The organism is Curtobacterium sp. L1-20 (assembly GCF_048755855.1).
In the GTDB taxonomy this organism is placed as follows: Bacteria; Actinomycetota; Actinomycetes; order Actinomycetales; family Microbacteriaceae; genus Curtobacterium.
Genome location: NZ_CP151473.1, coordinates 1181927 through 1196711 on the forward strand (window position 1 = coordinate 1181927; position 14785 = coordinate 1196711).

General features: G+C 73.8%; 15 protein-coding genes. 10 read left to right on the forward strand and 5 right to left on the reverse strand.

Features of this window, described 5'->3' with window-relative positions; genetic code table 11:
* The first annotated feature begins 17 nt into the window (after window positions 1-17).
* Window positions 18-1181: an exonuclease SbcCD subunit D gene (locus AAEP86_RS07135; protein WP_420369847.1), complete on the forward strand. Its 1164-nt coding sequence runs from the start codon at window positions 18-20 to the stop codon at window positions 1179-1181.
* Window positions 1181-4156: an AAA family ATPase gene (locus AAEP86_RS07140; protein WP_420369848.1), complete on the forward strand. Its 2976-nt coding sequence runs from the start codon at window positions 1181-1183 to the stop codon at window positions 4154-4156. Before AAEP86_RS07135 ends, AAEP86_RS07140 begins: the two co-directional genes overlap by 1 nt.
* A gap of 21 nt (window positions 4157-4177) precedes the next feature.
* Here the strand turns inward: AAEP86_RS07140 and AAEP86_RS07145 are convergent, their stop codons facing one another.
* Window positions 4178-4354, reverse strand: coding sequence for a hypothetical protein (locus AAEP86_RS07145; RefSeq protein ID WP_420369849.1), 177 nt, complete (start codon window positions 4352-4354; stop codon window positions 4178-4180).
* Window positions 4351-5154: a class E sortase gene (locus AAEP86_RS07150; protein WP_420369850.1), complete on the reverse strand. Its 804-nt coding sequence runs from the start codon at window positions 5152-5154 to the stop codon at window positions 4351-4353. Before AAEP86_RS07150 ends, AAEP86_RS07145 begins: the two co-directional genes overlap by 4 nt.
* A 96-nt stretch (window positions 5155-5250) precedes the next feature.
* Between AAEP86_RS07150 and AAEP86_RS07155 the strand changes: the two genes are divergently transcribed.
* Window positions 5251-5679: a GNAT family acetyltransferase gene (locus AAEP86_RS07155; protein WP_420369851.1), complete on the forward strand. Its 429-nt coding sequence runs from the start codon at window positions 5251-5253 to the stop codon at window positions 5677-5679.
* A 10-nt stretch (window positions 5680-5689) separates the two neighbouring features.
* Here the strand turns inward: AAEP86_RS07155 and AAEP86_RS07160 are convergent, their stop codons facing one another.
* Entirely contained in the window at window positions 5690-6628 is a 939-nt protein-coding gene (locus AAEP86_RS07160) for an EamA family transporter (protein WP_420369852.1), read from the reverse strand.
* Window positions 6629-6664: 36 nt separating this feature from the next.
* On the opposite strand from AAEP86_RS07160, the gene AAEP86_RS07165 reads away from it, so the two are divergent.
* From AAEP86_RS07165 to AAEP86_RS07190, 6 genes are all read left to right on the forward strand, one after another.
* A complete protein-coding gene (locus AAEP86_RS07165; protein WP_420369853.1) occupies window positions 6665-7795 on the forward strand; it encodes a CPBP family intramembrane glutamic endopeptidase in 1131 nt (376 codons plus the stop codon).
* 9 nt (window positions 7796-7804) lie between these two features.
* Window positions 7805-9688 (forward strand): DNA helicase RecQ, encoded by a 1884-nt coding sequence (gene recQ / locus AAEP86_RS07170; protein WP_420369854.1) that lies wholly within the window; start codon window positions 7805-7807, stop codon window positions 9686-9688.
* A 75-nt stretch (window positions 9689-9763) separates the two neighbouring features.
* Window positions 9764-10507 carry a lysophospholipid acyltransferase family protein gene (locus AAEP86_RS07175; protein ID WP_420369855.1) on the forward strand — a complete coding sequence of 248 codons (744 nt, stop codon included), beginning with the start codon at window positions 9764-9766 and terminating at the stop codon, window positions 10505-10507.
* Between the two features lie 130 nt (window positions 10508-10637).
* Window positions 10638-11003, forward strand: a complete 366-nt coding sequence (locus tag AAEP86_RS07180) for a hypothetical protein (protein ID WP_420369856.1) — start codon at window positions 10638-10640, stop codon at window positions 11001-11003.
* A 19-nt stretch (window positions 11004-11022) separates the two neighbouring features.
* A complete protein-coding gene (locus AAEP86_RS07185) occupies window positions 11023-12045 on the forward strand; it encodes a peptidoglycan DD-metalloendopeptidase family protein (protein ID WP_420369857.1) in 1023 nt (340 codons plus the stop codon).
* Window positions 12046-12110: 65 nt separating this feature from the next.
* Complete coding sequence (locus tag AAEP86_RS07190; RefSeq protein WP_420369858.1) at window positions 12111-12953, forward strand: NAD(P)-dependent oxidoreductase; 843 nt, start codon at window positions 12111-12113, stop codon at window positions 12951-12953.
* Window positions 12954-12963: 10 nt separating this feature from the next.
* On the opposite strand, the gene AAEP86_RS07195 is transcribed toward AAEP86_RS07190, so the two are convergent.
* Complete coding sequence (locus AAEP86_RS07195) at window positions 12964-13188, reverse strand: hypothetical protein (RefSeq protein WP_420369859.1); 225 nt, start codon at window positions 13186-13188, stop codon at window positions 12964-12966.
* Between the two features lie 9 nt (window positions 13189-13197).
* Entirely contained in the window at window positions 13198-13713 is a 516-nt protein-coding gene (locus AAEP86_RS07200; protein ID WP_420369860.1) for a MarR family winged helix-turn-helix transcriptional regulator, read from the reverse strand.
* Between the two features lie 133 nt (window positions 13714-13846).
* Here AAEP86_RS07200 and AAEP86_RS07205 point away from each other — a divergent pair, with 133 nt between their 5' ends.
* Window positions 13847-14743: an alpha-E domain-containing protein gene (locus tag AAEP86_RS07205; protein ID WP_420369861.1), complete on the forward strand. Its 897-nt coding sequence runs from the start codon at window positions 13847-13849 to the stop codon at window positions 14741-14743.
* Window positions 14744-14785 lie beyond the last annotated feature (42 nt).

The following is a 14785-nucleotide window of genomic DNA, read 5'->3' on the forward strand; positions in this document are numbered from 1 at the left end:
GCCGCTACCGTGACGGCATGCGCATCCTGCACACCGGCGACTGGCACCTGGGCCGCACGCTGCTGGGCGCCGACCTGCTCGAGCACCAGGCGGCGTTCCTGGACTGGCTCGTCGGCCAGGTGCGCGAGCGCGCGATCGACCTCGTCGTCATCGCGGGTGACGTGTACGACCGCGCGATCCCGCCGGTCGACGCGGTCCGCATGCTGTCCCACGTGCTCGAACGCCTCGCCGAGACCACGACGGTCGTGCTGACCCCGGGCAACCACGACTCCGCGGCCCGACTCGGCTTCGGTGCCGGCGTGATGGGCTCCCGCGTCCGCATCCTCGCCGAACCCGCCGGCATCGCGACGCCGGTGACCGTGCCCGACGACGACGGCCCCGTCGCGGTCTACGGCATCCCCTACCTGCACCCGGACCTCACCCGGTACGCGCTCGCGGCGGTACCCGACGAGCCGCTCGCCCGGTCCCACCAGGCGGTGGTGGGTGCGGCGATGGACCGCGTCCGTGCCGACCTCGCCGGCCGCCCGGGCACGCGCAGCGTCGTCGTGGCGCACGCGTTCGTGGGCGGCACCGAAGCGAGCGACAGCGAGCAGGACATCCGTGTCGGCGGGGTCGACCGGGTGGCCGCGGACGTCTTCGACGGCGTCGACTACGTGGCGCTCGGGCACCTGCACGGTCCGCAGCGCGTCGGGGCCGGGGACCGCATCCGCTACGCGGGTTCGCCCCTCGCGTTCTCGTTCGGCGAGCGGAACCAGCAGAAGTCCGTCACCGTGGTCGACCTCGACGCCGCCGGCGGGGTCACCGTCGAGCTCGTCCCGGCCCCCGTGCCCCGACGGCTCGTCGACGTCCGGGGCAGCATCGACGACATCGAGTCGGGCACCTTCCGGTCGGCGGCGGACGCCTGGGTCCGGGTGGCGGTCACCGACCCGGTGCACCCCGAGCGGATGTACGCGCGGGTGAAGGACCACCTCCCGCACGCCCTCGCGATCACGCACGAACCGGTCGACCGCGGCACGCGGGCGACGGCCCGGGCCGTCTCGGCGACGTCCGACCCGGTCGAGGTGGCGGCCGACTTCGTGGCCTTCGCGACCGGTGCCGAGCCGACCGACGACGACCGCGCGATCCTGACCGAGGCGTACGAGGCCGCTGCGCTGGCCCTGCAGCGCGAGGGGGACCGCTGATGTACCTGCACCGTCTCGAACTCCGTGCGATCGGCCCCTACCCCGACCTCGTGTCGATCGACTTCGCGGCGCTCGCCGCGTCGGGCGTCTTCCTGCTCGAGGGGCCGACGGGTTCCGGCAAGTCGACGATCATCGACGCCGTGGTCTTCGCTCTCTACGGCAAGCTCGCCGGTGCCGACGCCACCGACGACCGGCTGCACAGCCAGCACGCCGACCCGTCGGTCGAACCCTTCGTCGAGCTCGTCTTCGAGACGAGCGCGGGCGTGTTCCGGATCCGGCGCACCCCCCAGTACGACCGTCCGAAGCAGCGGGGTACCGGCACCGTGCGGCAGCAGGCGTCCGTGCAGCTCGTCCGCCTGGCCGACCCGGCCGACGTCGCGGGCGAGCCCCTGTCCGCTCGCATCCCCGAGGTGGCGGTCGAGATCGCGCGCATCGTCGGACTCGACCGCGCGCAGTTCCTGCAGACCGTCGTGCTGCCGCAGGGCGAGTTCGCCCGCTTCCTGCGCTCGACGGGGGAGGACCGCCGGAAGCTCCTGCAGTCCCTCTTCGGCACCCAGGTCTACGACCGCACGGCCGACGAGCTCGCGGCTCGGCGGCGCGCGGTGCAGGCCGAGGTCGACGGCGCGGACGCACGGGTGCGGGACGCCCTCGCGCGATTCGCGCAGGCGGCCGACGTCGACGACCCGGACGAGTCCGTCGTCGCGCCCACCGTCGCGACGCTCCGGGCGGCGGCCGACGCCGCCGAGGCGGTCCGTGCGGCAGCGGCGCAGACGGCGTCCACCGCCGCGGCCCACGAGCAGGCGGTCACCGCGCGCGCGGTGGCGCTCGACCGGCGGGCCGGGCTGCTGCAGCGCCGGTCGCTCCTCGACGCGGCGGCGCCCGACGTCGATGCTGCGCGGACGCGGCTCGCGCTCGCCGAACGAGCAGCCCGCGTCGCGGCGGTGGCGGACGGACTCGACGCCGCTCGTGTCCGCGCAGCCGAGGCGTCGACGGCGGCCGAGGCGCTCCACACCCGTCACCACGTGACCGAGACGGGGGACGCCCTCGCACGCCGACGTGCTGCGGTCGCCGAGTGCCTGGCGGGGGTCCGTCACCTGGTCCCGGTCGAGGCCGCGTCCGCCGGCCGTCGCCGCGCGCTCGACGACGCGGTCGCCCGGGCCGGACTGCTCGCCGAACGCGTGGTCGAGCTCGACGGCGCGCTCGACCTCCGGCCCGCCGGACGGGCGCGCATCGTCGAGGACGCCCGCAGTGCCGCCGAGACGGCTGCCGGCGCCGAGGCCGCGCGGCTCGAGGTCGAGCGCGTCGGGCGACTCCGAGCCGACCTCGACGAACGCACCGCGGCGGAGCGCAGGGTGCACGACGCCGAGGGATCGGTACGGTCCGCCCGGGCCGCTGCGCACGACCGCGTCCGGGCGGAGCAACAGCTCCGGGAACGCCGCATCGCGGGTCTCGCGGGCGAACTCGGCGCTGCGCTCGGACCGGGCGACCCCTGCCCGGTGTGCGGGGCCACCGAGCACCCCGTGGTCGCCGTCCCGCAGGACGACCACCCCACGGCCGAGGCGATCGAGGCCGCGGCCCGGCTGGCGCGTCGGGCCGAACAGGACCTCTCCGACGCCGCCGCGACGCTCGCGGTCGAACGGGCCGCCCTCGACCGGCTCGTGCAGGTGCTCGGCGACACCGACGCGGCGAGCGTCGACGCCCTGGCCGTCGCCGCGACCGCCCGGGTCGAGGCGACGCACGCCGCGGCGGTCCGGGTCCGCGAACTCGAGCAGGAGCGGGCCGCGCACGACGAGCAGACGCGGGCCCTCGAACGGCAGCGCAACGACGTCGCCACGGAGCAGGCGGTGCTGGCCGCGTCGACGGCGACTGACGCCGAACGCGTCGAGCAGGACGCCGCGGCGGTCCGGCAGGCGATCGAGCACGTCGCCGTGTTCCTGGACGACGACCCCGGTTCCCTGCGCGCCGGCGTCGAGCAGCTCGACGCCCTGATCGCGCGACTCGAGGCCGTGATCCGCGCCGACGACCACGCCGCGGCCGCGGCCTCGGCCGTGCAGGAGCGGTCGGCGGAGGTCGAGCGGGTCGTCGCCGAGCAGGAGTTCGACGACGTCGACACCGCACGCGGCGCGCTGCTCGCCCGGTCGGACACCGACCGGCTGCGCACGGTCGTGGCGGACGCCGAGCGCGAGCGCGCCGTCGTCGACGCCGGCCTCGCCGAACCCGCCGTGGTGGCCGCCGCGGACGACGACCCCGACCGGATCGACCTCGCCGGGGCCCGATCGGCTCGTGCGTCGGCCGCGATCGCCGCCGACGAGGCCACCCGTGCGGCGACCTCGGCGTCGGACCGCGCTGCGGCCTCGGAGCGGTGCGCGGCCGACGTCACGGCAGCGGTCCGGGCCCGCGACGACGTGTCGGCACGCAGCCGGGCGGTCGTGCGGCTCGCCGACGTCGCGGCCGGCCAACCCGCGGTCAACCCGAGCGGGATCACCCTCGGTACCTACGTGCTCATGCGACGCTTCGAGGACGTCGTCGCGGCGGCGAACGACCGGCTCCGGGCGATGCTCGCGGGACGGTTCACGCTCGAGACGTCCGATGAACGCGAAGCCGGCTCGCGTGCTCGGCGCACCGGGCTCGCGCTCGCGGTGCACGACCAGACGACCGACAGCCGGCGCGCTCCGGGCAGCCTGTCCGGCGGCGAGACCTTCACCGTGTCGCTGTGCCTGGCGCTCGGTCTGGCGGACGTCGTGCAGGCCGAGGCGGGCGGCGTCTCGCTCGGCACCCTCTTCGTCGACGAGGGGTTCGGCACGCTCGACCCCGAGACCCTCGACGACGTCATCGGGCAGCTCTCACGGCTGACCGCCGGTGGCCGGCAGGTCGGGATCGTCAGTCACGTCGAGGAACTCAAGCAGCGGATCCCGGAACGGATCGCCGTGCGCCGGACGGGCGCGGGCGGTTCTCGGGTCACCACGACCGTCTGAGTCGGCGGCCGCGTCCGGTTGTCAGGGCGACGGCGTGGCGTCGACGGTGCCGTCCGGCGGCGGCAGGATGTCGGCCGCGATCCACGGGAACACCCAGGTGAACAGCACGAACACCAGGGCGGCGAGCAGCACGAGCAACTCGATCACCTTGAGGGCGGTGGGCCCGGGCAGGATCCGCCACACGAACGGGAAGATCACTTCGACGTCTCCGCGAGTTCCTTCGGGGTGCCCTCGGACGCGGGCATCCAGTAGTCGAGCTTGGCGTGCGTGACGTAGCGCTCCTTGGCGGACCACATCGGGTGGCACGCGGTCAGCGTGAGCCAGCGGTCGTCGGCGGTGGGTTCGACACCGGGCTTGTTCGGCACGGGCGCGATGGTCTCGATGTGGTCGGGCGTCACGATCTGCGAGTCGGTGACCTTGTACACGTACCAGACGTCGAACTTCGTCCTGGCGTCGGTGACCCGGACGACGACCGCGTCACCCGGCTTGAGGTCGGCGATCTGGTTGAGCGGCTTGCCGTAGGTCACGCGGTGCCCGGCGACGGCGAAGTTGCCCTCGGCGCCCGGCATCGCGGTGTCCTGGTAGTGCCCGAGGCCGATCGTGTTGAGGACCTTCTCACGGTCGGTGCCCTCGCCGATGGGTCGGTCGTAGTCCTTGCCGAACCGGGGGATCTGCATGGTCCCGAAGACGTCGGTCACGTCCGGGGGTTCGGCGAGCACGGGTGCGGGGCCGTGGTGCTCGGTGCCGGCCACCTTCGGGGTCTGCGCCTGGTCGAGCCCGTCGACGAGGTGCGTCTGCGCGTGCACGGCGACGACGTCGGTCCACCACGCGGTCCACACGACGTAGAGGCCGGTGCCCGCGCCCGCGATGATGAGGAGCTCCGCGATCAGGGACACGATCGCGCCGCCGACCGTCTGCCGGGGGCGGGGCGCCCGGGCGGCACGATCGGCTCCGCCGCGCCGGGCGTGGCGCGACGGGAGGGTCTCGTGTGCGGTCACGGGGCTCCTGATCCGGAAGGGGTGGTCGGACAGGTCTATCAGACCACGGCGACGGCACGGTGACGGAGTTCTCCACAGCACCGTTACCGTGAGGAGATGCAGCACGTCCTCCGCGCCTTCACCCCGGCAGACACCGACGCCGTCATCGCCCTCTGGGAGGCCTGCGAGCTCGTGCGACCGTGGAACGACCCACGACGGGACATCGCCAGGAAGCTGTCCGTGCAGCCGGAGCTCTTCCTCGTCGCCGAGGACCCGGCCGGCGCCGTCGTCGGCGCGGGCATGGCCGGGTTCGACGGCCACCGTGGCTGGGTGAACTACCTCGCGGTGCGCCCGGACCTGCAGGGCTCCGGCCTGGGCCGGGCGTTCATGGCGGAGTTCGAACGCCTGCTCACCGACCTCGGCTGCCCGAAGCTCAACCTGCAGGTGCGCGCGGGCAACGAGCAGGTGCTCGGGTTCTACGAGTCGCTCGGCTACGCCCCGGACCATACGGTGTCGCTCGGGAAGCGCCTGATCCCCGACGGCTGACCGCGACCGGTCACGTCAGCGCCAGCCCCACCGACGCGGCGAACGCGAGCACGATCCCGGCCCACTGCACCGGGGTGAGCCGCTCCCGCAGCACGATGCCGGCGAGCACCACGGTGCCGATCGGGTAGAGGGCGTTCAGCACGCTCACCACGGGCAGCGTCGCCGGGTCGTCCCCCGCGTGCAGTGCGGCCTGGACGCAGACGTTCGCCAGGGCGTCGAGGACGCCGCAGGCGACCACGACGAGCAGCAGCCGCGGCACGCGCACCGACCGTCGCGGGCGTGCGGTGGGCCCGGGAGGCACGGCAGACCCCGGGACGTCGGCCGCCGTCGCGGGGTCTGCCGCGCCTCCCGGCCGGCCGGTCCGTCGCGGGACGACCGCCGCGACACCGAGCAGCACCGCCTGCAGGGCCCGGGCGACGACCAGGGGTGCGACGCCGGAGTCGGACGGTGTGAGGTCGTAGGCGAGCACGATGCCGCCGAACCCGCACCCGGCGACCGCAGCGGTCACCAGTCCCACAGCGGTGACGCGCGCGCCCGAGGAGTCCCGGACGGCGGCGACGAGCACCACCGCGACCACGGCCACCGCGAGTGCGGCGACCGCGAGCCCGGACAGCGTGGTCCCGCGGAGGACCGCGACCAGCACGGGCACCACCGCGGCGAACACGGCGGTCAGCGGCGAGAGCACGCTCATCGGTCCGATCGCGAGCGCGCGGTACAGGAGGAGCACGCCGACGCCCCCGGACACACCGGCGACCGCGCCCCACAGCGTGGCCGACGCGCTGAACCGCCCGCCCACCACCAGGAGCCCGACCAGGAGCGGCACGATCCCCACGGCCGAGGCGACGGCGGCGACGGTCACGGGGCGGAGCCGTCGTGAGGCCAGGCCGCCGAGGAAGTCGGCGGCCCCGTAGACGAGGGCGCCGGAGAGGCCGAGGACGACGGTGAGCACGGCTCCCATCCTGCCCGGCCCGGTAGCCTGCACGGCGTGAGCGTTCCCTACCACCGCCTTCCCCGCGTCGACGCACGCTGGCGGTGGTGGCGCCCGCTGGTGGCCCTCGCCGTCCTCGCCGGGTGGTACATCGCCTCCCAGGTCGTGATCGCGGTGGCGTACTTCGTGCCGATCGGTGCGACGCAGGGCCCGCAGGGGCTGATGGACCTGCAGAACGACCTGGCGAGCGGTGCGCTCGACCCGACGGACCCGGTCGTGCTGTCGATGTCCCTGGTGTCCCTCGTGGTCCTGCTGCCCGGCATCCTGGTGGCCGTGCGGATCGCACGGGTCGGGCCGGCCGGCATCCTGTCCTCGACGCGCTTCCGCGTGCGCTGGGCCTGGACGGCGTGGTGCCTCCTCCCGACGCTGGTGATCGCGGCGATCATGTTCGTGGTGCAGACCGGCCTGTTCCAGGACGGCGGGATGATCACGACCGAGGGCGGCTTCGCGTGGAACCACGCCGTGATCGGTCAGTCGACGGTCTCCCTCGGCACCCTCACGCTGACGATCGTCCTGGTCCTGCTGCTCGTGCCGTTCCAGGGGGCGGCGGAGGAGTACATCTTCCGCGGCTTCCTCATGCAGACCATCGGGTCGTGGATCCCCGTCCGTGTCGTCGGCACGGTCGTCGCCGTCGCGGTGTCCACCGTGGTGTTCGCGCTGCTGCACATCCCGAACGGCTACAACGTCTGGGGGATCCTCGACGTGGGATCGTTCGGCCTGGTCGCGGCGATCATCGTCCTGCGCACCGGCGGCCTCGAGGCCACGGTCCTGCAGCACGCCTTCAACAACATCATGATCTTCGTGCTGCAGGCGCCGGGGTGGTCGGGGATCGACCTGACCTCGCAGGACGCGAACGGCACGGTCGGCGGCTGGCTCGTCACCCTCGGCACGTCGCTCCTCTACTGGGGCATGGTCGAGCTCCTGGCGTGGTGGCGCCGACTGGACCGGCGGTTCGCCGGCCGGCCGGCACCGCGGTTCCGCGGTCCGGCCCCCGTGTGGGCGGGCGGTCGTCAGTGGCTCCGTCCTGGAGGCGCGGGCTGGGCGACCGCACCGGCTCGCTCCACGGACGTGGCCGGGTCCGGCGACGGAGCTGTGGACGACGCCGTGGGTGTCGCCGGTCGGCCGTAGGCTCGTGGCATGAGCACCACGCCCGCGCCCGCCGTGCCTGCTCCCCGCGACGTCGTCGGCGCCACGTCCGACGGGTCCGCGGCCGACCGGGCGGCGCTCGAGGCGCTGCGCACCGTCTGGGGGTACGACGACTTCCGCGGCGAACAGGCCGCGATCATCCACCAGGTGGTCTCGGGTGGGGACGCGCTCGTCCTCATGCCGACCGGTGGCGGCAAGTCGCTCTGCTACCAGGTGCCGTCGCTCGTCCGTGACGGCGTCGGTGTCGTGGTGTCGCCGCTCATCGCGCTCATGCAGGACCAGGTGGACGCCCTCGCCGCGAACGGCGTGCGGGCCGCCTTCCTCAACTCGACGCAGGGCCCCGACGAACGTGCCCGGGTCGAGCGTGCCGTCGTCTCGGGCGAGGTCGACATGCTCTACCTCGCCCCCGAGCGGCTCCGGCTCGAGTCCACCCGTGCCCTGCTCGACCGTGCACGGGTGGCGCTGTTCGCCATCGACGAGGCGCACTGCGTGGCGCAGTGGGGCCACGACTTCCGCCCGGACTACCTCGAGCTGAGCGTCCTGCACGAGCGCTGGCCGACCGTGCCGCGCATCGCCCTCACCGCGACCGCGACGCCGCAGACCCACCGCGAGATCTCCGCACGGCTCGGCCTCGACGACGCCGCGCACTTCGTCGCCGACTTCGACCGGCCGAACATCCAGTACCGCATCGAGCCCAAGACCGGCGCCCTGCAGCAGCTGCTGACCTTCATCCGCACCGAGCACAGCGGCGACGCCGGCATCGTCTACTGCCTGTCCCGGAACTCCGTCGAACGCACGGCGGCCGCCCTCGCCGAGCAGGGGATCCCGGCGCTGCCGTACCACGCGGGTCTCGACGCCAAGGTGCGCGAGCGCAACCAGTCACGGTTCCTCCGCGAAGACGGCATCGTCATGGTCGCCACCATCGCGTTCGGCATGGGCATCGACAAGCCCGACGTCCGGTTCGTGGCGCACCTCGACCTGCCGAAGTCGGTGGAGGGCTACTACCAGGAGACCGGTCGTGCCGGGCGTGACGGGCTGCCGTCGACCGCGTGGCTCGCGTACGGCCTGAACGACGTCGTGCAGCAGCGTCGGATGATCGACCAGTCCGAGGGCGACGCCGCGCACCGTCGGCAGTTGAGCGCGCACCTCGACGCCATGCTCGCCCTGTGCGAGACGATCGAGTGCCGCCGCGTCCGTCTGCTCGCGTACTTCGGGCAGGAGTCGACGGCGTGCGGCAACTGCGACACGTGCATCGCACCGCCCGAGTCGTGGGACGGCACGGTCCCGGCACAGAAGCTCCTGTCGACCGTCGTGCGGCTCGACCGCGAGCGCGGCCAGCGGTACGGCGTCTCGCACCTCGTCGACATCCTCGTGGGCAAGCAGTCGCCGCGCGTGCTGGAACTCCGGCACGAGTCGCTCGCGACCTTCGGCATCGGCAGCGACCTGAGCGAGGCCGAGTGGCGTGCGGTCGCTCGGCAGTTGCTGGCGCAGGGGTACGCGGCGGTGTCCGGCGACGGGTTCGGCACCGTCGTCCTCAGCCCGACCAGCGCCGACGTCCTCGGCGGTCGCGTGACCGTCCGGATGCGTCGCGACCCGGTGAAGGCCCCGCGGGGCAACCGGTCTCGGCGGGCGGTCGTCACGGACATGCCGCAGGAGGCCGTCGGACTGTTCGAGGCGCTCCGCGCGTGGCGGGCGGCACAGGCCCGCGAGCAGGGCGTCCCCGCCTACGTCGTGTTCAACGATGCGACCCTGCGGGGGATCGCGGCGGTGAAGCCCGCCGACGAGGACCAGCTGGCCGAGATCTCCGGCGTGGGCGGCGCGAAGCTCGAACGGTACGGCCGGGCCGTGCTCGACGTCGTGGCGACAGCCGACTGACGACACATTCCCGGAGCGGCATGCTGTCGCCGCACCTCTCACTACACTCGGAGACTCCCGTCACGAGGAGGCCCGGTGTCCGGATCGACGAAGCTCACCACCACGCTCAGCCGTGCGGTGGTGACGCCGCTCGCGCGGATGCTGTGGCGGCCGAGGATCATCGGTCGGAAGAACGTCCCGAAGCGCGGCCCGGTCATCCTGGCGAGCAACCACCGGTCGTTCATCGACTCCCCGGCGATCACGCTGATGGCGCCACGGAAGGTGTCCTTCCTCGCGAAGCAGGAGTACTTCACGGGGACCGGGTTCCGCGGTGCGGTGTCGCGGGCGTTCTTCGGCGGCATCGGCGCGATCGGGGTCGAACGTGGAGCGGGGTCGGCGGCGCAGCACGCCCTCGACCTCGGTCTGGAGCGGCTCGAGGCGGGCGAGGCGTTCGCGATCTACCCCGAGGGGACGCGCTCGCTCGACGGCCGGCTCTACAAGGGTCGGACGGGCGTGGCCTGGCTGGCGCTGACGAGCGGCGCTCCCGTGGTGCCCGTCGCGCTCACGGGGACCGAGGACGTCCAGCCGGTCGGGTCGCGCGTGCCGAGGCTGGCGCGCGTGACGATCGAGTTCGGCGCACCGCTCGACCTGTCCTCGTTCGGTGAGGCCTCGTCCGGTCGTGCCCGTCGGCACGCGACCGACGCGGTGATGGCGGCGATCCAGGAGCTCAGCGGTCAGGAGCCGGCGAACACCTACAACAACCCGCCGGCCACGATCGTCGAGCGCGTGCGACAGGTCCTGCGACGCGACGACCCGACCGAGGCCGTGCAACCCGACTGATCCTCGGCGAACCGGTGTGACACTATTGCGCATCTGAAATATCGGTGGTTGAATGGCGCGGTGCCCAGGGGCACACTCGCCGCGATCCGGGCGACCGGACCGTCCCACACCTGATCGGAAGGCCAGCAGCATGTCCTCCACGCCGCTCTTCGACTCCATCGCCCGCCGCTCCGACGAGCCCGTACCCGCACGGCCCGCACCGGCACGGCCCGCAGCGCGGCCGTCGCTCGCACTGGTCACGGACACGTCCGCGCCGACGTCGCCGACGACCGCTCCGGTCCGCCCTCGTGACTCGACGCTCGTCCCGGCCTCACTCGTCGCCGCCATCGACGAGATCCCGGCACGGGTCGTCGCTGCGGCCGGGTCCACGCACGCGGTCGCGGCCGACCAGCTCGTCCTGGTCGAGGCGGTCGCGGACGCGATCACCCGTGCCGTGGTCGATGCCGTCGTCACGGAGCTCGAGCGGATCGTCCGCGACGGCGTCGTCCGCGCCTGACCCGAGCACGGCGCACCCCATGACCACGACGCCCGACCTGCCGAAGCGTCCACGCGGAGCCGCCCGGTACGCGGCACCCACCGCGCCGGCCACGGACCACTCGTCGCGTCGTGCCCGTGGGGCGTCCGAGACCACCGGGGCGGTGGTGTCCCCTCCCGTCGCCCCGGTCTCCACCCGCCCGTCGCGCCGTCCGCGACGAGCCTCCCGAGCGACCGGGGCGGTGGTGTCCCCGCCCACCGTCCCGGTCTCCGCCAGATCGTCGCCCCGCGCGCGACGACGACCCCGCGCAGCCACACGGCGCGCCGAGGTGCCGGCGTTCGCGGGTGTCCAGCGCACCGTCTTCCGGGCTGCCGGTCGACCGCTGCGGTCGATCCGTCGAGCCGTCGCGTCGGCGCGGGCGCTCCCCGTGACGGCGACCGTCGTCGCCACCTGCCTGTTCGTCACCGTCGGGACCCCGCAGCACGCGGTCGCGATCCCTGCCGACGGGGAGCTCCCGGCGTCGGCGACGGCACGGGGCGACGCGCAGCAGTACTCGGTCGCCGCGGGGGCCGGAACCGCCGTGCAGCGCGACGCGTTCGCCATCGGCCGGGTCCCGATCCGCGTGCCCGGGGCGCCGCCGCCCACCTCGGGCGGGCTCGCCTCGGCGCGGCCAGTCGACGGCACCGTCCCGGCAGCCGGGGGCTTCGGCTCGCGCTGGGTCCGCGGGTGTGCGGCGTGCTCGACGAACCACCGCGGCCTCGACTTCGCCGCTCCCGTCGGTACCCCGGTCGTCGCGGCCATGCCCGGTCGGGTGGTCGCGGCCGGGGTGTCCGGTGGGTACGGCAACCAGGTCCTCCTGCAGCACCCCGACGGCTCGCAGACCCGGTACGGGCACCTGTCACGGATCAGCGTCCGGGTCGGTCAGTCGGTCGCCGCCGGCGAAGGGGTCGGTGCCGTCGGGGACACCGGCGTCTCCACCGGCCCGCACCTGCACTTCGAGGTCCTGGTCGGCGCGGTCCCGACCGACCCGGCCGTGTGGCTGCGCCATCGGGGTCTGCTCTGAGCCGGGGCGTAGCGTCGTCGGCGGAGCGGCAGAGCGTCGCTCGGGAGACGGAGACGCACGTGCGGGTGACGGTACTGGGGACGGGAACGATGGGGGCCGGGGTGGCGGCGTCGCTGCTCCGCGAGGGCCACGAGGTGACGGTGTGGAACCGGAGCGTCGACAAGGCCACGCCGCTCCACGAGCACGGGGCGACGGTCGCCGAGGACCCGGGCGCAGCGGTCGCCGAGGCCGAGGTCGTGCTGCTCACGCTGTTCGACACGGACGCGGTCGTCGACGTCCTCGAAGCCGCCGCGGGCGAGGCGCCGACGGACGCCGTGTGGGTGCAGGCCTCGACGATCGGGGTCGCCGGCACCGAGACGGTCGTGCAGCTCGCCGGCAAGTACGGCATCACCCTCGTCGAGGCGATGATGCTCGGCACGAAGGCGCCCGCCGAGCAGGGCAAGCTCACGATGCTCGCCGCGGGACCGGCGGACGTGCTCGACCGGATCGACCCGGTCCTCGACGCGATCGGCGCGAAGACCGTCCGCGCCGGCGACCAGGTCGGCGACGGCACCGCGCTGAAGCTCGCCGCCAACGCGTGGGTCGCCTCGATCACCGCGGCGACCGGGCAGTCGCTGGCGATCGCCCGTTCGCTGGGCCTCGACCCCGACCTGTTCCTCCAGGCGATCGCGGGCAGCGCGGGCGACTCGGCCTACGCGCACGTGAAGGGCCGCGCGATGATCGCCGAGGAGTTCCCGGCGCAGTTCGCCCTGGACGGCCTCCGGAAGGACATCGGGCTCATCACGGACGCGGCGCGGACGTCCGGGGTGTCGACCGTGCTGCTCGACGCGCTCGGCCGGGTCTACGCCGACGCCAGCGCAGCGGGCCACGGCAGCGACGACATCGCCGCGGTCGGGACGGCGTTCTAGCGCCTCCGGATCACCGGCGTCGGAGCAACCGTCGGACGGCGTTCGTCAGCCGTCCGACGGTCTCGTCGTTCATGGTGTTCGCGAGGTCGAACGCTTCCTTCGCGGGGTCCGATCCGGCCCGGATGCGGCGGAGCGCGGCGTCGGCCCGGGCGCGGGCGTCGAGCTCCGCGAAGGGCATGTCGTCCTCGGGGTCGTGCGGCGCGGGCGTGTGACCGTGCGTGCCCGTGTCTGCCATGGAAGCAGGCTACGCGGAGCGCCCCTGGACGGCGTCCACGTCGTCGACCACGCGTGCCATCTGGTCGAGGAAGGCGATGATGGTCGCCATCTCGTCGTCCGACAGGTGCTCGGTCGCCTCGACCGCACGGGAGTCGAGCTCGTCGAGCACCCGCATGACGTCGCGCATCGACGCACCGGTCGCGGTGAGGATCACACCGCGACGGTCGTGCGGGTCGGCGTGACGCACGACGTGTCCACTGCGGACGAGTCGGTCGACGAGCGCGGACGTCGACGCGGCCGTGATCTCGAGTTCCTCGGCGAGGTCCTTCGCGTTCACCGTGCGGCCGGTCTTCTCGGCGTCGAGCAGGACCCGGAGCGCGAGCAGGGCGTTCTCGCCGATGCCCAGGCTCTCGCGCGCACGGCGCTGCGCCGAGCTCTCGGCGGTCCGGTACCTACGGAGCGCGTTGAGCACGTCCACCGCGTCGACCCTGGAATCCTTGCCGTACCAGAATCCCGCGGCGCTCGTCGTCACCTCGGAAGTCATGTGATCAATGCTAGACGCTCTAGTTAGATTGTCTAGCGACTGCGCGCATCGGCCGAACGCAACACCCGTGACGCGGGGCCGAAACACCCCGGCAATCCCGGGTCAGTAGGTTCACGGGCATGCAGGAGCCGACGTGCTGAGCCGACTCGCGGGGAGCGTCTTCCACGTCGGGAGCGCCGTCGAACGGACCGACGTCGTCGCTCGGCTGCTCGACGTGTACGTCGCCAGGGGTGAGCCGTCCGGGGTCGACCACGACCGGGTGGTGGCGGCCGAGCTCCGGTCCGTCGTGGGGTCGGCCGGTCCGGCGAACGACCCCGACCGCGCGACGACGATCGACTCGCTCGCGCTCGACCGGCACGAACCGGCGTCCATCGCGTCCGCGGTGGCGGTCGCCAGGGATCACGCGCGCCGAGCGCGGGACGTCGTCTCCACCGAGCTCTGGGACTGCCTCAACGTCACGCGCTCCCGGATGCCGCGCAAGGTGTCGGTCGACCGTGCGCACGAGTTCCTCGGGTGGGTGCGGGAACGGAGCGCGCTCGCCGTCGGGGTCGTCGAGGCGGACGCCAGCCGCGACGAGGTCTGGGAGTTCTTCACCCTCGGTCGGTCGCTGCAGCGGTGCGCGACCACGGCCCGGCTCCTCGCCTCGGGGCTCCTCGACCCGGAGTCCGCTCCCTCGTGGGCGACGGCGCTGCGTGCGTGCGGTGCCGGTGAGGCGTTCCAGCGCGGTCGCGATCACCACACGCTCGGACCGGAGGACGCCGCCGCGTTCCTGCTCCTCGACGAGCACAGCCCCCGGTCGCTGCGTTTCCTGGCGGGTCGGACGGCCGAGTGCCTCGGGGACGTCGCACCGTCGTGCATCGACGACGAGGTGCGCGCCTTCGCGGAGACGCGTGCGGACCTCGAGGCGGTGTCGGAGGAGACGGCGCTCCTGGCCGCACGGGTCGCGGGGCGGCGACTGGCGGCCGCAGCCGACCGGGTCGCGGAGGCGCTGGACGAGCGCGTCTTCGCCGTGTCCGAACCAGCCCGCTAGGGCGCGACGGGCCCGCGGTACCGCGGGACGCGCCGACGGCGG

Excerpts from the sequence above, each read along its gene's own strand:
- AAEP86_RS07180 (WP_420369856.1), top strand. The coding sequence starts at position 10,638 with ATGTCCTCCACGCCGCTCTTCGACTCCATCGCCCGCCGCTCCGACGAG.
- AAEP86_RS07140 (WP_420369848.1), top strand. The coding sequence starts at position 1,181 with ATGTACCTGCACCGTCTCGAACTCCGTGCGATCGGCCCCTACCCCGAC.
- recQ (WP_420369854.1), top strand. The coding sequence starts at position 7,805 with ATGAGCACCACGCCCGCGCCCGCCGTGCCTGCTCCCCGCGACGTCGTC.
- AAEP86_RS07185 (WP_420369857.1), top strand. The coding sequence starts at position 11,023 with ATGACCACGACGCCCGACCTGCCGAAGCGTCCACGCGGAGCCGCCCGG.
- AAEP86_RS07155 (WP_420369851.1), top strand. The coding sequence starts at position 5,251 with ATGCAGCACGTCCTCCGCGCCTTCACCCCGGCAGACACCGACGCCGTC.
- AAEP86_RS07200 (WP_420369860.1), bottom strand. The coding sequence starts at position 13,713 with ATGACTTCCGAGGTGACGACGAGCGCCGCGGGATTCTGGTACGGCAAG.
- AAEP86_RS07195 (WP_420369859.1), bottom strand. The coding sequence starts at position 13,188 with ATGGCAGACACGGGCACGCACGGTCACACGCCCGCGCCGCACGACCCC.
- AAEP86_RS07135 (WP_420369847.1), top strand. The coding sequence starts at position 18 with ATGCGCATCCTGCACACCGGCGACTGGCACCTGGGCCGCACGCTGCTG.